The 23454-nt window shown below is 70.1% G+C and carries 21 protein-coding genes and 1 pseudogene; 5 read left to right on the top strand and 17 right to left on the bottom strand.

Going from position 1 to position 23454, the window contains the following annotated elements:
* Positions 1 to 75: 75 nt before the first annotated feature.
* From lpdA to ACS5PV_RS13990, 5 genes and pseudogenes are all read right to left on the bottom strand, one after another.
* A complete protein-coding gene (gene lpdA / locus ACS5PV_RS14010; protein ID WP_455395938.1) occupies positions 76 to 1938 on the bottom strand; it encodes a dihydrolipoyl dehydrogenase in 1863 nt (620 codons plus the stop codon).
* Positions 1939 to 1963: 25 nt separating this feature from the next.
* A pseudogene (aceF, locus tag ACS5PV_RS14005) lies at positions 1964 to 3280 on the bottom strand (dihydrolipoyllysine-residue acetyltransferase); the annotation flags it as partial.
* Between the two features lie 334 nt (positions 3281 to 3614).
* Complete coding sequence (aceE, locus tag ACS5PV_RS14000; RefSeq protein ID WP_455395937.1) at positions 3615 to 6272, bottom strand: pyruvate dehydrogenase (acetyl-transferring), homodimeric type; 2658 nt, start codon at positions 6270 to 6272, stop codon at positions 3615 to 3617.
* A 216-nt stretch (positions 6273 to 6488) separates the two neighbouring features.
* Complete coding sequence (locus ACS5PV_RS13995) at positions 6489 to 6758, bottom strand: DUF6489 family protein (protein ID WP_455395936.1); 270 nt, start codon at positions 6756 to 6758, stop codon at positions 6489 to 6491.
* Positions 6759 to 6967: 209 nt separating this feature from the next.
* The gene (locus tag ACS5PV_RS13990; RefSeq protein ID WP_455395935.1) at positions 6968 to 7933 is read right to left on the bottom strand and encodes a LysR family transcriptional regulator; all 966 of its coding nucleotides are present in this window, start codon (positions 7931 to 7933) and stop codon (positions 6968 to 6970) included.
* A 130-nt stretch (positions 7934 to 8063) separates the two neighbouring features.
* On the opposite strand from ACS5PV_RS13990, the gene ACS5PV_RS13985 reads away from it, so the two are divergent.
* Both ACS5PV_RS13985 and ACS5PV_RS13980 read left to right on the top strand, forming a co-directional pair.
* The gene (locus tag ACS5PV_RS13985) at positions 8064 to 8999 is read left to right on the top strand and encodes a ring-cleaving dioxygenase (protein WP_455395934.1); all 936 of its coding nucleotides are present in this window, start codon (positions 8064 to 8066) and stop codon (positions 8997 to 8999) included.
* A 217-nt stretch (positions 9000 to 9216) separates the two neighbouring features.
* Positions 9217 to 10113, top strand: a complete 897-nt coding sequence (locus ACS5PV_RS13980; protein ID WP_455395933.1) for a hypothetical protein — start codon at positions 9217 to 9219, stop codon at positions 10111 to 10113.
* A 9-nt stretch (positions 10114 to 10122) separates the two neighbouring features.
* On the opposite strand, the gene ACS5PV_RS13975 is transcribed toward ACS5PV_RS13980, so the two are convergent.
* From ACS5PV_RS13975 to ACS5PV_RS13940, 8 genes are all read right to left on the bottom strand, one after another.
* Positions 10123 to 10314, bottom strand: a complete 192-nt coding sequence (locus tag ACS5PV_RS13975) for a hypothetical protein (protein ID WP_455395932.1) — start codon at positions 10312 to 10314, stop codon at positions 10123 to 10125.
* Positions 10315 to 10941: 627 nt separating this feature from the next.
* A complete protein-coding gene (locus ACS5PV_RS13970; RefSeq protein WP_455395931.1) occupies positions 10942 to 11124 on the bottom strand; it encodes a hypothetical protein in 183 nt (60 codons plus the stop codon).
* A 230-nt stretch (positions 11125 to 11354) separates the two neighbouring features.
* Positions 11355 to 12251, bottom strand: a complete 897-nt coding sequence (locus ACS5PV_RS13965) for an NAD(P)/FAD-dependent oxidoreductase (protein ID WP_455395930.1) — start codon at positions 12249 to 12251, stop codon at positions 11355 to 11357.
* Positions 12252 to 12370: 119 nt separating this feature from the next.
* Positions 12371 to 12709, bottom strand: coding sequence for a Grx4 family monothiol glutaredoxin (grxD, locus tag ACS5PV_RS13960; RefSeq protein WP_455395929.1), 339 nt, complete (start codon positions 12707 to 12709; stop codon positions 12371 to 12373).
* 27 nt (positions 12710 to 12736) lie between these two features.
* Positions 12737 to 13258, bottom strand: coding sequence for a DUF29 family protein (locus tag ACS5PV_RS13955; RefSeq protein ID WP_455395928.1), 522 nt, complete (start codon positions 13256 to 13258; stop codon positions 12737 to 12739).
* 22 nt (positions 13259 to 13280) lie between these two features.
* Positions 13281 to 13517 (bottom strand): BolA family protein, encoded by a 237-nt coding sequence (locus ACS5PV_RS13950; RefSeq protein WP_455395927.1) that lies wholly within the window; start codon positions 13515 to 13517, stop codon positions 13281 to 13283.
* Positions 13518 to 13532: 15 nt separating this feature from the next.
* Positions 13533 to 15755: a phosphoribosylformylglycinamidine synthase subunit PurL gene (purL, locus tag ACS5PV_RS13945; RefSeq protein ID WP_455395926.1), complete on the bottom strand. Its 2223-nt coding sequence runs from the start codon at positions 15753 to 15755 to the stop codon at positions 13533 to 13535.
* Between the two features lie 97 nt (positions 15756 to 15852).
* On the bottom strand, positions 15853 to 17004 hold the full coding sequence (locus ACS5PV_RS13940; protein WP_455395925.1) for a PepSY-associated TM helix domain-containing protein: 1152 nt from the start codon (positions 17002 to 17004) through the stop codon (positions 15853 to 15855).
* Positions 17005 to 17477: 473 nt separating this feature from the next.
* Here ACS5PV_RS13940 and ACS5PV_RS13935 point away from each other — a divergent pair, with 473 nt between their 5' ends.
* The gene (locus ACS5PV_RS13935) at positions 17478 to 18695 is read left to right on the top strand and encodes a branched-chain amino acid ABC transporter substrate-binding protein (protein WP_455396215.1); all 1218 of its coding nucleotides are present in this window, start codon (positions 17478 to 17480) and stop codon (positions 18693 to 18695) included.
* Positions 18696 to 18715: 20 nt separating this feature from the next.
* On the opposite strand, the gene ACS5PV_RS13930 is transcribed toward ACS5PV_RS13935, so the two are convergent.
* The 3 genes from ACS5PV_RS13930 to ACS5PV_RS13920 all read right to left on the bottom strand — a co-directional run bounded on the left by ACS5PV_RS13930 (position 18716) and on the right by ACS5PV_RS13920 (position 20640).
* Positions 18716 to 19231, bottom strand: a complete 516-nt coding sequence (locus ACS5PV_RS13930) for a CinA family protein (RefSeq protein ID WP_455395924.1) — start codon at positions 19229 to 19231, stop codon at positions 18716 to 18718.
* A 43-nt stretch (positions 19232 to 19274) separates the two neighbouring features.
* Positions 19275 to 19418, bottom strand: coding sequence for a hypothetical protein (locus tag ACS5PV_RS13925; RefSeq protein ID WP_455395923.1), 144 nt, complete (start codon positions 19416 to 19418; stop codon positions 19275 to 19277).
* Positions 19419 to 19686: 268 nt separating this feature from the next.
* Positions 19687 to 20640: an NAD(P)/FAD-dependent oxidoreductase gene (locus ACS5PV_RS13920; protein ID WP_455395922.1), complete on the bottom strand. Its 954-nt coding sequence runs from the start codon at positions 20638 to 20640 to the stop codon at positions 19687 to 19689.
* Positions 20641 to 20825: 185 nt separating this feature from the next.
* On the opposite strand from ACS5PV_RS13920, the gene ACS5PV_RS13915 reads away from it, so the two are divergent.
* Positions 20826 to 21755, top strand: a complete 930-nt coding sequence (locus ACS5PV_RS13915) for a glutaminase (RefSeq protein ID WP_455395921.1) — start codon at positions 20826 to 20828, stop codon at positions 21753 to 21755.
* Between the two features lie 12 nt (positions 21756 to 21767).
* Here the strand turns inward: ACS5PV_RS13915 and ACS5PV_RS13910 are convergent, their stop codons facing one another.
* Entirely contained in the window at positions 21768 to 21956 is a 189-nt protein-coding gene (locus ACS5PV_RS13910) for a DUF2735 domain-containing protein (protein ID WP_455395920.1), read from the bottom strand.
* 414 nt (positions 21957 to 22370) lie between these two features.
* Here ACS5PV_RS13910 and ACS5PV_RS13905 point away from each other — a divergent pair, with 414 nt between their 5' ends.
* A complete protein-coding gene (locus ACS5PV_RS13905) occupies positions 22371 to 23405 on the top strand; it encodes a glutamine synthetase beta-grasp domain-containing protein (protein WP_455395919.1) in 1035 nt (344 codons plus the stop codon).
* The last annotated feature ends 49 nt before the right edge of the window (positions 23406 to 23454 follow it).

Genomic DNA, 23454 nt, shown 5'->3' with positions numbered 1-23454 from the left:
CGCGGGGAGAGGGGGATGCGCGCCCTCGGCGAGAAACCTGGAAGCGGGGCGGAGAGATCCGCCCCGCCCGTCGCCTCAATGCGCCTTTTTCTTCGGCATGTAGAGGTCGGTGATCGTGCCCTCGAAGGCTTCCGCCGCCATACCGACCGTCTCCGACAGGGTCGGGTGCGGGTGGATGGTGAGCCCGATATCCTCGGCATCCGCCCCCATCTCGATGGCGAGCGCGGCCTCGGCGATCAGGTCGCCGGCGGACGGACCGACGATGCCGCAGCCGACGATGCGGTTCGATTCCTCGTCGAACAGCACCTTGGTCAGGCCCTCGTCGCGCCCGAGCGACAGCGAGCGGCCGCTCGCCGCCCACGGGAACACGCCCTTGCCGAGCTTGATGCCCTTGGCCTTGGCCTCGTTTTCCGACATCCCGACCCAGGCCACCTCCGGATCGGTGTAGGCCACCGACGGGATCACCTTGGCGTCGAAGAACGAGTTCTTGCCGGCCGCCGCTTCCGCCGCGACCTTGCCCTCGTGCACCGCCTTGTGGGCGAGCATCGGCTGGCCGACCACGTCGCCGATGGCGAAGATGTGGCTGGCAGTGGTGCGCATCTGCTTGTCGACCGGGATGAAGCCCCGCTCGTCCACCGCGACGCCGGCGGCCTCGGCGTTGATGAGCTTGCCGTTGGGACGGCGGCCGACCGAGACCAGGATCTTGTCGAAGGTGTCGGTGGCCGGCGCCGAGCCGCCCTCGAACGTCACCTTGAGGCCTTCCGGCAGCGCCTCGACGGCGGTGACCTTGGCCTTGAGGTGGATCGCCTCGTACTGCTTCGAGATCCGCTTGAACAGCGGCGTGACGATGTCCTTGTCGGCGCCCGGGATGATCTGGTCCATCAGCTCGACGATGGTCACCTTGGACCCGAGCGCGTGGTAGACCGTCGCCATCTCCAGGCCGATGATGCCGCCGCCGATGACCAGCAGCCGCTTCGGCACCCCGTCGAGCTCGAGCGCCCCGGTCGAGTCGATCACCCGCGGGTCGTCGTGCGGGATGAACGGCATCTTGATCGGCTCGGACCCGGCCGCGATGACCGCGTTGTCGAAGCCGATGACCGTCTTCTTGCCCTCGTGCTCGACCTCGATCTGATGCGGGCTGACGAAGCGGGCGGTGCCGGTGACGACCGTCACCTTGCGCTGCTTGGCGAGACCCCCGAGGCCGCCGGTCAGGCGCTTGACCACGCCCTCCTTCCAACTCCGCAGCTGGTCGATGTCGATCTGCGGCGCGGAAAAGCTGATGCCGTGCGAGGCCATCGCCTGGCTCTCGTCGATCACCTTGGCGGCGTGGAGCAGCGCCTTCGAGGGGATGCAGCCGACATTGAGGCAGACCCCGCCGAGGCTCGGCCAGCGCTCGACCAGGACGACCTTCTTGCCGAGATCGGCGGCGCGGAACGCCGCCGTGTAGCCGCCGGGGCCGGCGCCGAGCACCAGCACCTCGGCCCGCATCTCCTCGCCGGAGACCGGGGCCGCGCCCTTCGGGGCAGGCGCGGGAGCCGCACCCTGCCCGCCGGCGGTGGCCGGTGAGCCGTAGCCCGCCTGGCCCGCACCGGCCGCGAGCGGCGAGCCGCCGGCGGCAGGCGCCGAGCCGCCCGCCGCAGGCGCCGAGCCTTGCGCCGGGGCCGCCTTCTCGGCGACCTCGGGCTTGGCCTGACCTGCGGCGGCGACGCCCTCCAGCACCAGCAGCAGGTCGCCCTGGGTGACCTTGTCGCCGGGCTTGATCTTCACCTCCGCGACCTTGCCGGCCACGGAGGAGGGGACGTCCATGGTCGCCTTGTCGGATTCCAGGACGACGATGGTGTCGTCGACCGCGATCGTGTCGCCGGCCTTGACCAGCACCTCGATCACCGGGACGTTCTTGAAGTCGCCGATGTCCGGCAGACGGACTTCGTTGCTCATTCGGATCGCCTCGCTATTTCTCTCGTCAGACGACGAGGCGCCGGACGTCCTCGAGGACGTGGGCGAGGTGGCGGGTGAAGCGCGCGGCCAGCGCGCCGTCGATCACGCGGTGGTCGTAGGAGACCGAGAGCGGCAGCATCAGCCGCGGCTTGAACTCGGTGCCGTTCCAGACCGGGGCCATCTTGGAGCGCACCACGCCGAGGATCGCCACTTCGGGGGCGTTGACGAGCGGCGTGAAGCCGGTGCCGCCGATGCCGCCGAGCGACGAGATCGTGAAGGTGGCGCCCTGCATGTCGCCGCTGCCGAGCTTGCCGTCGCGGGCCTTCTTCGACAGCGAGCCGAGTTCCTGGCTGATCTCGACGATGCCCTTGCGGTCGGCGTCCTTGACCACCGGGACGACGAGGCCGTCCGGCGTGTCGACGGCGACGCCGATGTTGTAGTACTTCTTGAGGATCAGCGCGTCCTTCTCGGGGTTCAGCGACGCGTTGAACTCCGGATGCTGGCGAAGCGCCGAGACCGCGGCCTTGATCAGGAACGAAAGCAGGGTGACGCGGTAGCCCTTGTCCTTGCCGGCGGTGTCGAGTTCCTTGCGGTAGGCGTCGGTCTCGGTGATGTCCGACTCGTCCGAATGGGTGACGAGCGGCACGTTGAGCCAGGCGCGGTGCAGGTGCGGGCCGGAGATCTTCTTGATCCGCGGCAGCGGCTTGATCTCGGTCGGGCCGAACTTCGAGAAGTCGACCGCCGGAATCTCCGGGATGCCCATGCTGCCGGTGGCGACCGCGGTGCCGGCGGCCGGCGCGGGCGCGGCGGAGCGCACCAGCGAGCCCTTCACGTCCTCCTTGGTGATCCGGCCCTTGTCGCCGGAGCCCTTGATGCCGTTGAGGTCGACGCCGAGCTCGCGGGCGAGCCGCCGCACGGCCGGGCTGGCATGGACGTTCGAGAAGTCCGGCGCGGACGAGGTGGGCGCCGCCGGGACCGGGGGGGCGGCGGGCTTTGCCGGATCCGGCTCCTGCTTCGGCATCAGGGCGGCGGTGTCGGCGGCGGGCGCGGCGCCGGCGCTCGGGGTCGCGGCGGCGGCGGCTGCCGGCGCCTTCTCCTCGGACTCGCCCTTCAGGAGCAGGACCGGGCTGCCCTCGCTCACCGTGTCGCCGACCTTGACCAGGATCTTCTCGATCACGCCGGCCGACGGGGAGGGGACCTCCATCGTCGCCTTGTCGGATTCGAGCGAGACGATCGGGTCCTCGGCCCCGATGGTGTCGCCTTCCTTCACCAGGATCTCGATGATCGGGATGTTCTTGAAATCACCGATATCCGGGATCTTGACCTCGATCGACACTGCGCACTCTCCCGATTGACTTGCTTAAGCTGATTTATGCAGATGGAATTTTGGCGCGCGAGAACGTGCTTCTCCAGGCAGCCATTCTACCGTCTTCACACATTCCGATCTGATTGCTTCCCCGTTGGAAGTCGCGCGACTCTCCTCCCCCTTGTGGGGAGGAGTTGGAGGTGGGGGTGGTGCCGGATGACGCTCGCGTTCTACGCGGCACCACCCCCACCCCTGACCCCTCCCCACAAGGGGGAGGGGAAAGCGCGCGATCTAAAAAGGGCCAGCTCTCAGAGGAGTGTGTGAACCCGATTGGAGGCCCGAGAGAGGAGGTCTCGCGGTGCGAGGGCGCTCAGACCGTCCAGGGGGCCGGCTTCTCCGGGTTCAGCCCGTACTTGGCGATCGCCTCGGCGACCTTGGCGGCCGGCACGGCGCCTTCCTCGGCCAGGCTCTTGAGCGCCGCGACGGCGACCCAGTAGCGGTTGACCTCGAAGAACTCGCGCAGGCGCACACGGTAATCCGAGCGGCCGAAGCCGTCGGTGCCGAGCACCTTGTAGCGGCCCGGCACGTAGGGGCGGATCTGGTCGGCGAAGAGCCGCATGTAGTCGGTCGCCGCGATCACCGGGCCCTGGCGGCCCGACAGGCAGGTCTCGACGTAGGACGTCTTCTGCGGCTCGGTCGGGTGGAGCATGTTCCAGCGCTCCACCGCCATCGCCTCGCGGCGCAGTTCGGTGAAGCTCGGGCAGGACCAGATGTCGGCGGCGATGCCGAAATCCTGCTCCAGCAGCTCGGCCCCGGCGATGACCTCGCGCAGGATTGTGCCCGAGCCCATCAGCTGGACGCGGTTCGCCGCCCCGGCCCTGCCCTCGCGGAACAGGTACATGCCCTTGAGGATCCCGGGCGCCGCCCCGTCGGGCATGCCGGGATGCTCGTAGTTCTCGTTCATCACCGTGATGTAGTAGAACACGTCCTCCTGCTCGGCATACATCCGGCGCAGTCCGTCCTGCACGATCACCGCCACCTCGTAGGAGAAGGTCGGGTCGTAGGAGACGCAGTTCGGGATGGTGGCCGAGATCAGGTGGCTGTGGCCGTCCTCGTGCTGCAGGCCCTCGCCGTTCAGCGTCGTGCGGCCGGCGGTGCCGCCGATCATGAAGCCGCGGGCGCGCATGTCGCCGGCGGCCCAGGCGAGGTCGCCGATGCGCTGGAACCCGAACATCGAGTAGTAGATGTAGAACGGGATCGTCGGCGCGTCGGAATGCGAGTACGAGGTCGCGGCCGCGATCCAGGACGACATCGCGCCGGCCTCGTTGATGCCCTCCTGGAGCATCTGGCCCTTCTCGTCCTCGCGATAGTACATCAGCTGGTTGGCGTCTTCGGGCCGGTAGAGCTGGCCGACCTGGCTGAAGATGCCGAACTGGCGGAACATGCCCTCCATGCCGAAGGTCCGGCTCTCGTCGGGCACGATCGGCACGATGCGGTTGCCGATGTTCTTGTCGCGCAGGAGCGTGTTGAGCACCCGCACGAACGCCATGGTGGTGGAGATCTCGCGGCCCGCCGTCTCCTTCAGCTGGGCCGAGAAGGCGTCCAGCGGAGGAACCTGAAGGGCCTGCGACTTCTCGCGCCGGGCCGGCAGCGGGCCGCCGAGCGCCTTGCGGCGGGCCATGAGATACTCGTGCTCCGGCGACCCCTCGGGGAAGCGGATGAACGGGATCTCGGCGATTTGGTCGTCGTTGAGGTCGATCTGGAAGCGGTCGCGGAACTGCTTGAGCACCGCCTCGCCCATCTTCTTCTGCTGATGGGTGATGTTCTGCGCCTCACCGGCCTCGCCCATGCCGTAGCCCTTGACGGTCTTGGCGAGGATGAGGGTCGGCTGGCCCTTGTGCTTCACCGCCGCCGAATAGGCCGCGAACACCTTGCTCGGATCGTGGCCGCCGCGGGTGAGGCGCCAGATGTCGTCGTCGCTCCAGTCCTTCACCAGGGCGGCGGTCTCCGGGTACTTGCCGAAGAAGTGCTCGCGGATGTAGGCGCCGTTCTTCGACTTGAAGTCCTGGTACTCGCCGTCGACGCATTCCTCCATCAGGCGCGCCAGCATGCCGGTGGTGTCGCGGGCGAGCAACTGGTCCCAGCCCGAGCCCCACAGCACCTTGATGACGTTCCAGCCGGCGCCGCGGAAGTTCGCCTCCAGCTCCTGGACGATCTTGCCGTTGCCGCGCACCGGGCCGTCGAGGCGCTGCAGGTTGCAGTTGATGACGAAGACCAGGTTGTCGAGCTTCTCGCGCGCCGCGAGCGAGATCGCGCCGAGGGACTCCGGCTCGTCCATCTCGCCGTCGCCCATGAACGCCCAGACCTTGCGGCCGTCGGTGTTGGCGAGCCCGCGATGGTGCAGGTAGCGGAGGTAGCGCGCCTGGTAGATCGCCATCAGGGGCCCGAGGCCCATCGAGACGGTCGGGAACTGCCAGAAATCCGGCATCAGCCAGGGATGGGGATAGGACGAGAGGCCCTTGCCGCCGACTTCCTGGCGGAAGCTGAGCATCTGCTCCTCGGTCAGACGGCCTTCCAGGTAGGCGCGGGCGTAGATGCCCGGCGAGGAATGGCCCTGGACGTAGATCAGGTCGCCGCCACGATCGCCCTCGGCGCCGTGCCAGAAATGCATGAAGCCGGTGTCGTACAGGGTCGCCGCCGACTGGAAGCTGGCGATGTGGCCGCCGAGCTCGGACGAGTCCTTGTTGTTGCGCAGGATGATCGCGATGGCGTTCCAGCGGATCGCCGAGCGGATGCGGTGCTCGATCACCCGGTCGCCCGGATGCGGGTCCTGCTTGTCGACCGGAATCGTGTTCAGGTACGCGGTGTTGGCCGAGTACGGAACCGGCGCGCCCTTCTTGCGGGCGCCCTCGATGACCTGCTCGATGAGGAAGTGCGCCCGATCCGGGCCCTCGACCTCCAGCACGCCGTCGAGCGAGTCGAGCCACTCCTGGGTCTCGACCGGGTCGAGATCGCGACTGCGTTCCACGTTGTCCTCCCTTAGGTCATACTCGATCGGCGGGTCGAGTTGCCGCAGGCGTCAGCATCGTTCGTGCCACCGCCATGCTTTCGCAACCCGACTGATATTGCAAGGGTTTAGCTCACGCGGCGGCGCCCGGTCTTCTGAGCATCCGCACCATCCGCGTCGTTGCAGTGCGGAAAACCGGAACCCTCCGGGCTGGCGAGATCGAAGCTTCGGCCGGGTTCAGGACTCGGACTTGCTCGGCGGAGCCGAGGATCCGCCGAAGCCCTGCTGGAACATCTTGAGGAACATGTTCTGCATCTGGTCCGCGCCCTGGGGAAAGGCCGTGAACCAGCTGCGCATGATCGCGTCGGGCGAGAACCGGTCCATCTCGGCCATCATGCGACGCTCGACCTCGGCCATCACCGCCGCCTGAAGCGGCTCGACGTTGGGAAGACCCACGAACTGGCGTGCCTCGATCGGGGTGCAATCGACCTCGACGCGGAACTTCATCGCATTCTTCCTCACTCGGCCCCCACATCGAGCTTAGAGCACCTTTTGGCCTGTGTGGGAACCGGGCGGGACGCAAAAAATGCGGTGAAATCAACGACCTAGTACAACATGGCGGGGGGAGGCCGCACCACGCGCCGCCGCTCCCTGCCCTACGACGAAGGTCGTATGCGCCCCCTCGGCGATTCCGCGGGCCTTGTAAAGCCGCATTGTTACGGGTCCGGCATTCTGTAACCCGGCATGGTGGATGATTCGGCGGCCCACGGCTCCTTCGCGACCCACGGCGCCGCCGCGAGCCGGCGCTCCAGGAACGCCACCAGCGCCGTGACCCGGGCCGGCCGGGCGGCGCCCGGCGGCATCAGGAGGTTGAGCCCGACCGCTGGCGGCGACCAGCCCGGCATCACCCGCTCCAGCCGCCCGGCGCGCAGGTCGTCCCAGACCAGGAAGTCGGGCTGCACCGCGAGGCCGAGGCCCGCCCGCAGGGCCGGCGTCAGCGCGTCGGCGTTGTTCGCCCGCAGCCGTCCGGCCGGCGTCACGGCGACCTCCGCGCCGGCGGCGTCGTGGAAGTGCCAGCGCTCCGGATTCGGCAGGTAGGCGTAGCCGAGGCAGGCATGGTCCTGGAGGTCGCGCGGATGCTCCGGCCGTCCGGCCCGGTCGAGATAGGCGGGTGCCGCCACCAGCGAGCGCCCGACGGCGCAGAGGCGGCGCAGGCGCAGGCTCGAATCGGCGAGCGCCGCGATGCGCAAGCCCAGGTCGAAGCCGTCGCCGACGAGGTCGACCTGCGCGTCGCTCAGGTGCAGGTCGACGGCGACCTCCGGATGCGCGGCGAGGAAGTCGGGCAGGAGCGGCGCGACGTGGGCGAGGCCGAACGACATCGGGGCCGCGAAGCGCACGAGCCCCCGCGGCGTCGCCGATTGCGCCAGGGCCTCGGCCTCCGCCGCCTCGCCGGCCGACAGGATCCGGGCGGCGCCGTCGAGGGCGAGGCGCCCGGCCTCGGTCAGCGACAGCCGCCGGGAGGTGCGATTGAGAAGCGAGGCGCCCAGGCGCCGCTCGAGCCGGCTCACCGCCTTCGAGACGGTCGCCTTCGACAGGCCGAGCTCGGTCGCGGCGCGGGAGAACGAGGCGGTCTGCGCCACCCGGGCGAAGATCGCCCAGGCCTCGAAGTCGGGCAGCGCCATGGGCCGTGTCCAGAAACGATGGGTTTCGATTGTTTCTATTTCTGGCCGCGAGGGCAACCCCTAGATTGCCCTCATCGCGGCGACCCCGACGGCTTTCCCCCGCCGGCCCGCCCACCGGGAGTTTCCTGCCATGACCACCACCGCCTCCGCCGGCCTGCACCACGTCACCGCCATCTCGGGTCCGGCGCGCCGCAACGTCGACTTCTACACCCGCGTCCTCGGGCTGCGGCTCGTGAAGAAGACCGTCAACTTCGACGATCCCGGCACCTACCACCTGTATTACGGCGACGCCGACGGCGCGCCCGGCACCATCCTGACCTTCTTCCCCTGGGAGCACGTCGCCCCCGGTCGGGTCGGGGTCGGGCAGACCGAGGAGACGGCGTTTCGGGTGCCCGAGGGCTCGATCGGCTACTGGACCCACCGCCTCGTCGAGGCCGGCATCGCCTTCGAGGCGCCCGCCAAGGTCTTCGGCGAGACGGCGCTGCCGTTCCGCGATCCCGACGGGATGCGCCTCGCCCTGGTCGGCGTCGCCGGCGCCGAGGCCGAGCCGGCCTGGGGCGGATCGGAGGTGCCGTCCGAGCACGCGGTGCGGGGCTTCCACGGCGTCACCCTGATGCTGCGCGACGCTGCGCCCACCGCCCGGGTGCTCACGGAGGTGTTCGGCTGGACCGAGGCCGGGCGGGAGGGCTCGCTCACCCGGTACAAGGGCACGGCCGGGCTCGGCGCCCACGTCACCCTGCGGGAGGTCGGCGACTTCCTGCCCGGCCGCTCCGGCGGCGGCTCGGTCCACCACATCGCCTTCCGGGCTGCCGACGATGCAGCCCAGGCGACGATGGCGGAAGCCGCCGGGGCGCTCGGCCTCCAGGTGACCGAGCAGCGCGACCGCAACTACTTCCGCTCGGTCTATTTCCGCGAGCCGGGCGGGGTGCTGTTCGAGATCGCCACCGACGCGCCGGGCTTTGCCGCCGACGAGCCGGCGGAGGCTCTGGGCGAGGCCTTGAAGCTGCCGGCCTTCCTCGAGCCGCACCGGGCCGAGATCGAGCGGGTGCTGCCGGCGCTGGCGTAAGCTGAAGCATTTTCCGACGAAGTGGATACCGGTTCGTCGCAGAAAATGCGGCAGAACCAATGACTGGGGAGCTTCGCGATCGCAGCGCGATCGTGACGTGCTCCAGGAGCAGGCCCGGGCCGTCGCGGCCCGGGCCACGCGCCGCCCGAGCACGGTAACCATCGGTTAAGGATACATGGTTACCCAAATCTTCCTGGATTCCTGGGAAGCTCGGGTCATGGTGGATCAGAACGACGTCGCCGGTACGCCGGCTGCCCCGGACGCTGCGGCGGCGAATGCGGCCGAAAGCTCCGCCAAGGGCTCCGCGAAGAGCAAGTTCGCCGGCCTGCCCGGACTGCCGAAGCTGAAGACGACGACGCTGGCCGGCCTCCTCTGCGCCGCCTGCATCGGCGCGCTGGCGGGCGGCGGCACGGTGGCGCTGATGGGGGCCATCCAGGTGGCCGGATCCGGCATCCCGCAGGGCGAGTGGGTGCGGCTCGGCAGCCGCGTCGAGGCCGGTACCGCCGAGACCGCCCGGCTCGCCACCGACCTGTCGCTCCTGCGCGACCGCACGGTCCAGGCCCATGATTCCGCCGACAAGGGCCGGGCCGAGGCCGGGGCCCGCCTCGGCCAGATCTCGGAGCGCCTGGAGCGCTTGCAGCGCCAGAACGGCGACCTCGCCGGAAAGGTCGCGGCGGTGGCCGAGCGCCTGGCCGCCCTCGCCGAGCGCCAGGAGCATGCCGACCGCGATCAGGCGGCCCGCCTCGCCGCGCTGACGGACAGGCTGGACAAGCGCCAGGCCGCGACGCCGGTCGCCTCGGCACCGGCCGCGCCGGCCCCGGTGGCGGCCGCGCCCGTGGCGGCCCCGAAGCACGTCGCCACGGCAGAACCGGCCCTGACCGGCAGCCTGCCCGACAAGCCGGCGGCGGCGGCCAAGCCGGGCACGATCGAGGGCTGGGTGCTGCGCGACGTCTATGACGGAATGGCGATGATCGAGAACCGCAACCGGCGCCTCGTCGAGGTCGGTCCGGGCGACACGCTGCCGGGCGCCGGCCGGGTCGAGGCGATCGAGCGCCGCGGCCGGTCCTGGGTCGTGGTGACGAGCAAGGGAGTCATCACCCCGCAGGCCTGGTAGGCGCCGCGCTCAGGCGTGCTGAAGCGCCGATACCGCCGGCCCGGTGGAAACGGGACCCTGCGTCGGCAGGAGGCCGGCGGCCGCGCGACGACGACCGCGGGCCTTGGCCTCGGTCCGGGCGGCCTTGGTCGGATGAAGAAGCTCGGCGAGGCGGGCGAGGCTCTCGGCGTCGTCGAGGTTCCGTGACTCGAAATCGGGCATGATTGTCCCCCGGGCGCGCGGCCCGCGGTTGGTGGGGGGTACGCATACTCACGCTTGAGAACCAGTAACGGCGAAGAACTTGTACAGTTCCGCACCACGCGTCACGCTGCAAGAAAAAGTTTCGGCCTACCACCCAAAGACGGTAGCCGTACCCCTCGACAGTGCCGGAGGTTCTAGCCGCGCTCCCGCGTGGTCGGCGTGCGCCAACGCACGCTGATGGTTGTGCGGCGCAAGGCGATTTTTGTGTGCGTTGCGGCGAATTGGTGCGGCGTGAACCCGGGGACGGCCGCGAATACCGCCTCGCTTGCAGGACCGGATACGCAAAACCTTGGCCGATCGCGCCGTACCCGATCGAGCGCTGCGCGATCCGGGGCGGCCGCTCGCGGCGACTCGCGGCGAACCCGCCCCGTCGCTCTGCGATGTGACGTGCGCCGTAGAGCGGCGAACTTCTCATCGCGCACCCCCAACCCGGATCCCGGCGAATCGGTTCCGCCGGCTCTCCCGGGCGGAGCCAGCAACTTCGGCTCTCCACGGGCTACGACCGAGCCTGGGCCCTCGCCATCCGTCGGGAAGCGAGCATGTCGCGCCTTCCACGGATGGCCGGAGCGTCGCGCGGCCGCTGCGGTATCAGCTCCGCGATTCCGACGCGGCGCGGGCCGATTGCGCCATGCGGATCAGGTCCCGCACGGTGAGCTCGTGGTGCTCGGGGGGCTCCGCTTCGGCCATCCGCGGGGTGATTTCGCGACCCGAGGCCGCGCGCTGCGTGCGCCGGGTGAGTCCGGTCCGCCATGCCTGCGCCAACGCTATCATGGGCGCCCCTCCCGTGATCGTGCTCAATAAAGGCTAACAAACCTTCGCCGTACGATAAAGTCTTGACAGTACGATCGGCGCCTCGTCCGGGTCGGCGAGACGTGCCGCCCGGCCCGCCAAGCGCTTGCTGCTGCCTCGTTATTTGTGCGAAAGGCGAGGTGCCGCGGAGCGAAGAATTCTATCCTGGCCTGTGCTGATTCGCGGGGCAGTCGGCGCATCCGGCGAGCGAATCAGCGGGTGTCCTCGCGCAGGAGCTCGGTATTGATGGCGAAGGCCGCCATCGCCCCCTCGGCGGCGGCCACGATGGCAAGCTGGACCCGCCGCGAGGCATCGCCCGCCACGTAGAGGCCCGGCACGTTCGTCTCCTCGTAGTCGCCGGTCGGCACGGTGCCCTTGCGCGACAGGTCGCAGCCCAGCCGCTCGACGAGCGGGGAGGGGATGCAGGGCCCGGTGACGAAGAACAGGGCGGCATAAGACAGCGCCGTGCCGTCGCGCAGGCGCACCCGGGCGAAGCGTCCGTCCTCGCCCTCGAGCCGGGCGACGGCGCGCTCCTCGATCCAGATGCCGTGGCGGGCGAGGCGGTCGCGCTCCGGCGCGTCGAGATCGCAGGGTCCGTCGGTGCAGAGCGTCAGGTCGCGGCTCCAGGCGGTGAGCTCGAGGGCGAGGCCCTTGCCGGCCTCGCCCCGGCCGTAGACCGCGAGCGGCCGGTCGCCGTTCTCGAACCCGTCGCAATAGGGGCAGTGGTGGACGCCGTGGCCCCAGAACTCCGAGAAACCCTCGATGGCCGGCAGGTCGGTGCGCAGGCCGGTGGCGAGGATCATCCGGCGGGCATCGGCCCGGCGCTGGTCGTCCATCACCACGCGAAAACCGTCCGGCCGGCGCACCGCGTCGGCGACGCGCCCGTCCCAGATCTCGACCGTGTCGTAGGCCGCGAGTTCCCGCCGTCCCTCATCGCGGAGATCGCCGGGCGCGCGGCCGTCGCGGCCGAGGAAGCCGTGCATGCGCGGCGTCACCGCGTTGCGCGGGTGGCCCGAATCGATCAGCAGCACCCGGCGCCGGCAGCGGCCGAGGATGAGCGCCGCCGACAGGCCCGCCGGCCCGCCGCCCACGATGATCACGTCTTGCATGTCGCTGTCCCGAGAGCGGTCCTCGGGAATAGACGCGTCGGCGGCTCGCCGGGTTTCGCCGCACCGCCAACGAAAAAGGGCGCTCGCGCGCCCTTCGTCGTCAGTCCTGCGGGCCTTCTTCAGGCCGCGGCGGTGTTGGTGGCGATGCCCTTCTCGGTGAGCAGCTGCTGCAGCTCGCCGGACTGGAACATCTCGCGGGTGATGTCGCAGCCGCCGACGAACTCGCCCTTGACGTAGACCTGCGGGATGGTCGGCCACTGCGAGAAGGCCTTGATGCCCTCGCGGATCTCCATGTCCTCGAGCACGTTCACGCCCTTGAACGGCACCCCGAGGTAGTTGAGGATCTGGGCCACCTGGCCCGAGAAGCCGCACATCGGGAATTGCGGCGTGCCCTTCATGAACACCACCACGTCCTGGGACTTGATCTCGGTCTCGATGCGGCTGTTGACGTCGGTCATGGGCTCTACCTTCCGTGTGTGCCGTAGCTAGTGATGGTCGCGCGGGTTTTGCAAGACCGCGGCGAGGCGCAGGAGCGCCCAGTCGAGAGTGAATTCCTCGGCCACCAGCTCCTCGGGGGTGAATGGGATCCGGTCGGGCAGGCCTACCGCCAGCTTGTCGCCCCACACCGCCAGCTCTGCTGCGGCCGTAGCCTTCGCACCGTGCCAGAGGGCGTCCCAGTCGACCCGCTGCCGCATCGACCGCGTGTAGCGCCGCCGCGCCGTCGCGTGAAATGCGACGATCTCGGCCCGCCATGAGCGCACCGACTGAGCCCTCGGGCAGGACAGATACTTGAGGACGTGGACCAGCATCACCTGCAGGGTGCCCTCAAGAGATCTGATCTCCGATCGACCCACGTCCTCGACCTCCTCGATGATGTTCTCCCAGTCGAGGGCGTTCGAGAGGTCCGGGCGCGCCCCGAGGGCGCGCAGCGCCGCCGCCTGCTGCTCCGCCCAGGCGACGACGTCGTCGTCGTAGAGGCTCGGCTGATCCGTGCGGATCTCGTCCATGCGGCGGCCCTCGGGGTGTGGTTCAATCCTGCGGCACGCCCGTGGTCAGGGCAAGGGCGTGCAGCACGCCGCCCATGCGCCCCTGGAGCGCGCCGTAGACCATCTGGTGCTGCTGCACCCGCGACTTGCCCTTGAACGCCGCCGACACGACGGTGGCGGCGTAGTGGTCGCCGTCGCCGGCGAGGTCGCGGATCTCGATCGTGGCGTCGGGCAGGGCCTCCCGGATCATCGCCTCGATATCGCGGGCATCCATCGGCATCGGGTCGTCTCCTGTTCAGGCTGCGTCCGCCGCGGGACCGGCCATGTAGGTCGGCAGCCAGCCCTCGTGCGCCTTGCGCAAGGTCTCGAGGGCGACGATCTCGTCGCCCGGCAGGGTCAGCGAATCGGCGCCGGTGACGCCGATCACCGCCGCGTCGATGCCTTGCGCGCTGGCGCTGTAGAGGAGGTCGGCGACCGCGTCGGGCTCCACCGCCAGGAGATAGCGGCCCTGGTCCTCGCCGAACAGGTAGGCGTGGCAGGGGACCGGCAGCGGGCACTCGGGCAGCACCGCGCCGATGTTGCCGGCAAGCGCCATCTCGGCGACCGCGACCGCCAGCCCGCCGTCGGAGAGGTCGTGCACGGTATCGACCAGCCCCGAGGTGATGAGCCCGCGCACGAAGTCGCCGTTGCGCTTCTCGGCGGCGAGGTCGACCGGGGGCGGCGCCCCCTCCTCGCGGCCGCAGATCGTCGCGAGGTAGGCCGACTGGCCGAGCCAGCCCTTGGTCGCGCCGACGAGCACCAGGGCGTCGCCGTCGCGCTTGAACGCGATGGTGGCGATCCGGTTCACGTCGTCGACCACGCCGACGCCGCCGATCGTCGGGGTCGGCAGGATGCCGACGCCCTCGGTCTCGTTGTAGAGCGAGACGTTGCCGGACACGACCGGGAAGTCGAGGGCGCGGCAGGCCTCGCCGATGCCCTGGATGCAGCCGACGAACTGGCCCATCACCTCCGGCTTCTCCGGGTTGCCGAAGTTGAGGTTGTCGGTGATCGCCAGCGGGCGGCCGCCCACCGCCGTGATGTTGCGCCAGGCTTCGGCCACCGCCTGCTTGCCGCCCTCGACCGGATCGGCCTCGCAGTAGCGCGGGGTGACGTCGGTGGTGATGGCGAGCCCCTTCGGCCCGTCCTCGACCCGTACCACCGCCGCGTCGCCGCCGGGCTTCTCGACGGTATTGCCGAGGATGAAGTGGTCGTACTGCTCGTAGACCCAGCGCTTCGAGCACAGGTCGGGCGAGCCGACGAGCTTCGCCAGCGCATCGACGTTGCGCATCGGCGCCGCGACGTCCTCCGCCCTGATCTCGGGCTGGTAGGCGTTCTGGCGGTGCGGCCGGTCGTAGAGCGGCGCCTCGTCGCCGAGTTCCTTGATCGGCAGGTCGGCGACCGTCTCGCCGCCGTGCTTGATGACGAAACGGAGCGTGTCGGTGGTGTGGCCGATGATCGCGAAGTCGAGGCCCCACTTCACGAAGATGGCTTGCGCCTCGGCTTCCATGCCGGGCTTGAGCACCATGAGCATGCGCTCCTGGCTCTCCGACAGCATCATCTCGTAGGCGGTCATGCCGGGCTCGCGGGTCGGCACCGCGTCGAGGTTCAGCTCGACGCCGAGGTTGCCCTTGGCGCCCATCTCGACCGCCGAGCAGGTCAGCCCCGCCGCGCCCATGTCCTGGATCGCGATCACGGCGCCGGACTGCATCAGCTCCAGGCAGGCCTCGAGCAGCAGCTTCTCCGCGAAGGGGTCGCCGACCTGCACGGTCGGGCGCTTCTCCTCGGACGAGGCGTCGAAGGCGGCAGACGCCATGGTGGCGCCGTGGATGCCGTCGCGTCCGGTCTTCGAGCCGAGATAGACGATCGGATTACCCACGCCCGTGGCCGCCGCGTAGAAGATGGCGTCGGTCTTGGCCAGGCCCACCGCCATGGCGTTGACCAGGATGTTGCCGTCGTAGCGGGTGTGGAAGCCGACCGCGCCGCCGACCGTCGGCACGCCGAAGGAATTGCCGTAGCCGCCGATGCCCGCGACCACGCCCGAGACGAGGTGGGGCGTGCGCGGATGGTCGGGCGAGCCGAAGCGGAGCGCGTTCAAGGCCGCGATCGGCCGGGCGCCCATGGTGAAGACGTCGCGCAGGATGCCGCCGACCCCGGTGCCCGCGCCCTGGTAGGGCTCGATGAAGCTCGGGTGGTTGTGGCTCTCCATCTTGAACACGCAGGCGAGCCCGTCGCCGATGTCGATGACGCCGGCATTCTCGCCCGGGCCCTGGATCACCCACGGCGCCTTGGTCGGCAGCGTCTTCAGGTGGAGGCGCGAGGACTTGTACGAGCAGTGCTCGTTCCACATCGCCGAGACGATGCCGAGCTCGGTGATGGTCGGCTCGCGCCCGATCAGCCCGACGAAGCGCTGGTACTCGTCCTCGGTCAGGCCGTGCTGGCGCACGAGCTCGGGCGTGATGGAGACGTCGTTGCGGATCATGCGGCATCCTCTCGCCGGTCGGGCGGCCCTGCTGCCCGTGCGCTTAATGCCTGATGGGACCGAAAGGCAACTCGCGAGGACGCACCGGGCCGCCTGGTCATGCGGCTTGCACGGCCGCGGCCGCGTGGCGCCGCCGGCTGCGGCGCCGGCCGAGATAGAGCAGCAGCCCCGTCACCCCGAAGAGCGGCATGGCGAGCGCCGCCAGCATGAAGGCGACCCGGCCGGCGAGACCGAAGAACCGCCCCTCGTGCAGGGCCAGCATGCTGCCGGTGAGCCGGGCGCCGAGGGCTCGCTCGGCGTAGAGATCGCGGGATTCGAGGGTGCCGTCGGGATGGAAGCGCCACTCGTCGCGGGCCTGGGCATGAGGAGCATCGGGCGCCACCGCGCGGATGCGGATCGTCTCGCCCTCGCGGGCGGGCGCCAGGGAGGCGGTGGCGTAGCGGCCGCTCGTGGCCGCCGCGAAGGCCGCGAAGGCGGTGTCGAGAGGGACGGGGGCGCCCTCGCGCTTTCCCATGCGCCGGTTGTCGATGTTCCGGTTGTCCACGCCCCGGGCGGGTGCGGACGCGGCCGGGCGTCCGGCGAGGAGCATCGTCACCCCGTCGCGGTACCAGCCGTAGGACCACCACAGGCCGGTCAACGCCATGACGAGGTAGAGCACCAGCATCCAGGTGCCGAGGACCGCGTGCAGCGACCAGTACAAAGCCCGGCCGCGGCGGTGGAGCGCCGGCTTGAGCCAGATCCGCCAGTCGCGCCGGCCCTTCGGCCAGCGCAGGTAGAGGCCCGACAGCGCGAGATAGACCATCGCCAGGGCGGAAGCGCCGGTGAGGGTGCGGCCCCAGCCGTCGCCGTTGCCCGGCAGCAGCAGCCAGCGGTGCAGCCGCCGCACGGTGGCGAAGAAGCTTGCGCCCCGGGCCTCCCCGAGGATCCGGCCGTCATAGGGGTCGATGTAGGTCTCGGTGCCGCGGCCGGGCCCGTCGGCGAGGCGCACCTGCGCCGCCTCGTCGGCGGCGCCGTGCAGGATCATCAGCGTGACGCGGCGCCCCGGCGCCTCGTCCTTGAGGCGGGCGACCAGCGCGTCCGGCGTCAGGCGCGGGCCCTCCCGCGCCGGCACGGTGACGATGCCGGGGCTCAAGAGGCCCGTGACCTCGTCCTCGACGCTGAGGATCCCCCCGGTCACGCCGATCAGCATCAGCACGAGGCCGGCGGTCAGGCCGAGGAACCAGTGGAGCTGGAACAGGACGGGTCTCACCGGCGGGCCGCCGTGATCGCGGGCGCGGAGCCTGCCTCGAGCTGAATCATGGTCCGTATTCCCGCGGCGCGCGCCGGGCCGATCGATTGCTCACGCAAGATCGTCGGCCGATAGTCCTCGTCGCGGTGACGCTTATGCCCGGGGTGAAGCCTGTGTCAATGATTTCGATGCGGGCTGGAGGCGACAATGCATTATAATAATTCCAAAATGAGTGCGTTCGCAAGTCGATGCTCTGATTTATACTTTGCGTGCGAGCTCATCTCACATGTAAAGAGCTAACAACGGCGGGCGGACGCAGTTTCGGCTTGACGAGCCTCTCCTCCGCGCCGGACTCTCGCTGTCGGCAACGCGACGCCGGCCCTCGGGGGCCCGAGACGATCGCGGCCGAGAGGAGAGGAAGCATGACGTCCATCCGCGAGGCGCTGCGTGGCGCCGTCGTCGCCGTGACCCTGTGCGGCCCGTCCGCGCTGCCGATGCTCGGGGGCGCCGCCGCGGCCCTGGCGGTTGCCGGCCCGGCCGTGGCACAGGAGACCGTGAAGATCGCCTTCATCGATCCGCTCTCGGGCGGCGGCGCGCCGACGGGCGAGGCGGGCCTGCGCCACTTCCAGTACATGGCCGAGGTGCTGAACGCGCGCCAGAAGCAGTTCCGCTTCGAGGTGCTGGCCTACGACAACAAGGTCAACCCGCAGGAGACCCTGATCGCCGCCCAGAAGGGCATCGATGCCGGCGCCCGGGTGCTGGTGCAGGGCAACGGCTCCTCAGCGGCGGCCGCGCTCACCGACTTCGTCGCCAAGCACAACGAGCGCAACCCGAACCGCCAGGTCATCTACATCAACTACTCCGCCGTCGATCCGTCGCTGACCAACGAGAAGTGCAACTACTGGCACTTCCGCTTCGATGCCAACTCGGACATCAAGATGGAGGCGCTGACGAACTTCATGAAGACGCGGCCGGAGATCAAGAAAGTCTATCTCATCAACCAGGATTACTCGTTCGGCCAGTCGGTGCGTCAGCAGGCCCGCGCGATGCTGAAGGCTAAGCGACCCGACATCGAGATCGTCGGCGACGAGGTGACGCCGCTCCAGAAGGTCAACGACTTCGCGCCCTACGTCACCAAGATCCGCGCCTCGGGGGCAGATTCGGTCATCACCGGCAACTGGGCCCAGGACATCAACCTGCTGCTCAAGGCCGCCGCGGAAGCCGGGCTCCAGGCCGGGTTCTACACCTACTACGCCGGCGGTACCGGCGGGCCCTCGGTGGTGCGCCAGACCGGGCTCGCCCACCGGGTGTTCGAGGTCTCGCAGGGCGCCGCCAACGAGGGCGATGCCGCCGCCCAGGAGTTCGAGGCCGCGTTCCGGGCCCGCACCGGCATCGGCTCGACCTACCCGCGCGCCTTCAACGCGATGAACGCGCTCCTGACCGCGATGCAGGAGGCCGGCTCGTCCGAGGCGCGCAAGGTGGCGCCGAAGCTCGAGCAGGCCCGCCTCAAGCCGTATATCGGCAGCGAGGGCACCATGCGGCCCGACGACCACCAGTACTTCCAGACGATGTTCGTCCACTCCTTCGGCCCGATGGAGCCGGGCATGCGCTTCGACGAGGAGGGCACCGGCTGGGGCTGGAAGATGGTCGGCCGGGTCGAGACCAAGGACACGCTGGTGCCGACCACCTGCCGGATGGACCGACCGAGCTGAAGCGTCAGCACCGGGCTCGCTTACGAAGCGCGGGCACCCTGCGGCGCCCGGTCCGCCTCGGTCAGCGCACCGAGGAACGCGTCGAGCATGGCGGCGGCGAAGGCCTCCATGTTGGCGGCCCGGTCACCGTGGCCGGTCTCCAGGGTCAGGCGGCACAGGACCGGTCCGGATACCGCCAGGCAGGTATGGCCGGCGGCGTCGCCGTAGCGGTTGCCGCCCGGCCCGGCGGCGCCGGTCTCGCACAGGCCCCAGACCGCGCCGTGGCGCTCGCGCACGAGGCTTGCCACGCGCTCGGCATAGGGCTCGCTGGCGCTGCGCATGCCGGCCATCCCGGCCGCATCGAGTCCGATCAGGGCGTGGCGCGCCTGGGCGGTGTAGACCACCGCGCCGCCGAGGTAGTAGGCGGAGGCGCCCGGCACCGCCAGCAAAGCTGCCGAGACGAGGCCGCCGGCGGAGGATTCGGCGACCGCGACGGTTTCCCGCCGGGCCGTCAGCCGGGCGGCGATGAGCCCGGCCCTCTCGATCAACTCGCGCAAGCGGCGTCCTCCTGGCTGGGACAGAAACCTAGCCGGACGAGTCCTAATCCGCCAGGGCGCCCTCGTCGTCGGCGCCCGTCGGGGCCAGCCGCACCCAGGCGTCGAGGGCCCGGCCGATCCCGAGGCCGACGAGGCCGCAGAAGCTCAGCGACAGAGCGATGTGGAGGAAGAGGGACGCATCAGACATTGTACTCACCCGACATGAAGGATCAGAGGTGAACCGCGGCAGGCTACGCGCCCCGCGATCCCGGTTCATGGGCTCCCTGTGGCTTGGGACGAGGCCGGAGGGCTCCGACCTTTGAGGGCCGGCGCGCCGGCCTCGGGGGATGCGGGCATCCCGGTGAGGAGAGGTGTCGCACCGCCTTTGGGCGGAACGATGGTCCTGATGTGGCGCCAGGCTAGCCCCGGCCGGACCCGACGGGCGGTGTGCTCTCGCACCTTGACCGTCCGGGCCATCACGCACAGTCCGCGAGCACCCGCTCGCCGAGAGCGAGGCCGCTCAGATAGGCGAACTCGACCCGCGGCCCGAGGCAGCCGTCGCCGGCAAAGCCGAGGCCGGTCTCCGGCGCGAACAGGCACGGCTCGCCCAAAGCCCGCTCGACCGCGGCGTAGCGCCAGCGATGGGCGGCGCGGTGGTGGACTTCCCCGATCGCGACGCGCTCGCGCAGGGCCGCGACCAGTCGCTCGGCGACGTCGTCCGCCGCGCATTCGAGGTTGGCGCGCGACCAGTTCGGCGAGGCGTGCGCCACCAGCGTGCCGCCGCCCTCGCGCCCGGGCTTGCTGGCGTCCTGGGCGATCCAGGCGAGGACCGCCTCCGGATCCCGGTCCTCCCGCACCGGCGAGCCGGGCAGCGGAGGGCCGTCATGGGCGACCATCAGGGTCCAGCACGGGGCGTAGCGCACCTCGGCGACGCCCGGGAGGGACTGGCCCGCGTCTTCGAGGAGCGCGAGGCTCTGGGGCGACGGGCAGGTGAGGAGAACGTGCGAGAACGCCGTGTCCGCGGCGAGCGCCGCGCCGTCGGCTTCCGCTAGGCGCCAGCCGTGCCGCTCGCGCGCCAGGCGGCCGACGGCGCGGCCGCAGCGCACATCGATTCCGTCGAGGAGGTCGCGCACCGGTGCGGACATGCCGGGCACGCCGACGTGCCGGCCCTCGCCGCCCCAGGGCGCGACGACGCCTCGGGCCGTCCAGTCGGCGATCAGGGCGGCAAAGCGCGGGTCGCGGGCGGTGAAGTACTGGGCGCCGTGGTCGAAGCGCAGGGAGTCGGGGCCGCGCCGCGTCGCCATCCGGCCGCCGGGGCCCCGGCCCTTGTCGATCACGACGACGCGCCGGCCGGCCTCGCTCAACCGGCGCGCCGCCGCGGCGCCGGCGATGCCCGCGCCGATGATCGCGATGGTTCCGTCCTCGCTCAACCCTGCCGCTCCCGCGCTGTCGTCGCTTCCTCGAAACGCTGGGTCAACGCGCGGCAATCCCGCTGGTGCCAATCAATCGTGCAAAATCTGTTATGGCGAAGCCTGGAACCTTCGGCTCCCGGCTTGAGGCCTCGAACTTGCACCGATAAGGCCACGCTTCATTGGAGCTTGAGGGTCCCCGTCCCGTGCCGAACCTCGAAACCGTCGTGAGCGAGATCGCCGACGAGATGCGCCAGCGTCCCGACCGCGGCGAGGTGGCGCGCTACATCCCCGAACTCGCCCGGGTCGATCCCGGCCGTTTCGGCCTCGCGGTCATCGCCGCCGACGGCACGGTGGCGGCGGCGGGCGATTGCGACGTGCCGTTCTCGATCCAGAGCATCTCGAAGGTCTTCACCCTGACGCTGGCGCTCGGCATGGTCGGCGACCGGCTGTGGCAGCGGGTCGGGCGCGAGCCCTCGGGCAGCCCCTTCAACTCGGTCGTCCAGCTCGAATACGAGCGCGGCATCCCCCGCAACCCGTTCATCAATGCCGGCGCGATCGCCGTCACCGACCTGATCCTGTCGGGCCACCAGCCGCGCGAGGCCTTGGGCGAGATCCTGCGCTTCATGCAGTACCTGGCGCAGGACGCCTCGATCACCATCGACGAGGCGGTGGCGGCGTCCGAGCAGCGCACCGGATTTCGCAACGTCGCGCTCGCCAACTACATGAAGTCGTTCGGGGTGATCGACAATCCGGTCGAGTACACGCTCGGCGTCTACTTCCACCACTGCGCGATCAGCATGACGTGCCGGCAGCTCGCGGTGGCCGGGCGGTTCCTGGCGCATTCGGGCCGCGATCCCAGCACCGGCCTGTCGGTGGTGCAGGCCGAGCGGGCCAAGCGCATCAACGCCGTGATGCTGACCTGCGGCCACTACGACGGCTCGGGCGAGTTCGCCTACCGGGTCGGCCTGCCGGGCAAGAGCGGCGTCGGCGGCGGCATCCTGGCGGTGGCGCCCGGGCGGGCCTCGATCGCCGTGTGGGCGCCGGGGCTCGACGCCGCCGGCAATTCCCATCTCGGGCGCATCGCCCTGGAGCGGCTGACGAAGCGCCTCGGCTGGTCGATCTTCGGCGAGTAGGGTCTCGACCGGTTACGGCTTGCGCGCGCGCTCCTCGCGGATCGCCTCGTCGTGGTAGCCGCCGCTCGCCGGCATGATCGCCGGGCCGCGCTCGCGCGCCGCGGGGGCCGGGGCCGCCCAGTCGTTGCGGCCGCCGCGGCTGCGGCCGCCGGCCGGGAACGCGTAGATCTTGGCGGTGGGGTGCGTGCCGGTGGTGCTCATAGGTGGCTTCCCGTGAGGGCCGCGCGGGCTCGCGACGGCCTCTGAGATTCGTAACGAAGTGTGCCCGGTGAACGCGCGGTTTGACTACGGAAAAATCAGTGATTGGCTATAATTCGTGCATGCCCGCACTTGCGCCGTCGCGCGGATTGGCGGGTGTGGCGCGCTCTTGAGCGTCCTGGCGTTCTGGCGCGCAACCGGGCAGGCCGCCGTTCCGCCCACGCGAGGGCAGGTGCCCCAGGGGCGTTCCCCGTCGGCGTTTCCCGTCCCGCGGGCCGTCGTGAACGTCCCGCCGCTGCGATCGTTCCGACCTCCGGCGGGTTTGGCACGGGACCTGCAAGCCACGGGATGCCGCTGGCGGGTGATGGGCGCCGACGAGGAAGCCGGGCTCCATCGGATCCTGAAGAGAGACGCGAGATGACCAAATACAAGCTCGAGTATATTTGGCTTGACGGCTACACGCCGACCCCGAACCTTCGCGGCAAGACCCAGATCAAGGCCTTCGACAGCTTCCCGACCCTCGAGCAGCTCCCGCTCTGGGGCTTCGACGGCAGCTCGACGAAGCAGGCCGAGGGCAGCTCCTCCGATTGCGTGCTGAAGCCCGTCCGCCACTTCCCCGACCCGGCCCGCACCGACGGCGTCCTGGTCCTGTGCGAAGTCATGATGCCGGACGGCAAGACCCCGCACCCGTCGAACAAGCGCGCCACCATCCTGGATGATGAAGGCGCCTGGTTCGGCTTCGAGCAGGAGTACTTCTTCTACAAGAACGGCCGCCCGCTCGGCTTCCCCGAGACCGGCTTCCCGGCGCCGCAGGGCCCGTACTACACCGGCGTCGGCTACTCGAACGTCGGCTCGGTCGCCCGCCAGATCGTCGAGGAGCACCTCGACCTCTGCCTCGCCGCCGGCATCAACCACGAGGGCATCAACGCCGAGGTGGCGAAGGGCCAGTGGGAGTTCCAGATCTTCGGCAAGGGCTCCAAGCGGGCCGCCGACGAGATGTGGATGGCGCGCTACCTGATGCAGCGCCTGTGCGAGAAGTACGAGATCGACATCGAGTACCACTGCAAGCCGCTCGGCGACACCGACTGGAACGGGTCGGGCATGCACGCCAACTTCTCGACCGCCTACATGCGCGACGTCGGCGGCAAGGAGTACTTCGAGAAGCTGATGGCGGCCTTCGCGGATGCCCGTGAGGACCACATCGCCGTCTACGGCCCGGACAACCACATGCGGCTGACCGGCAAGCACGAGACCGCCTCGATCCACACCTTCAGCTGGGGCGTGGCCGACCGCGGCGCCTCGATCCGGGTGCCCCACAGCTTCGTCAACAACGGCTACAAGGGCTACCTCGAGGATCGCCGCCCGAACTCGATGGGCGACCCCTACCAGATCGCCTCGCAGATCCTGAAGACCATCTCGACCGTTCCGACCGAGGTGTCGGCCGCGGCCTGAGCGTCTTCCGAGTGGTGAGTGATTGAGCGGCGCGGGCCGAGAGGCCCGC

It is taken from the genome of Methylobacterium sp. Gmos1 (assembly GCF_053764715.1).
Note: the sequence above shows the minus strand (reverse complement) of the source record. Positions and strands in the feature narration are given on the sequence as shown.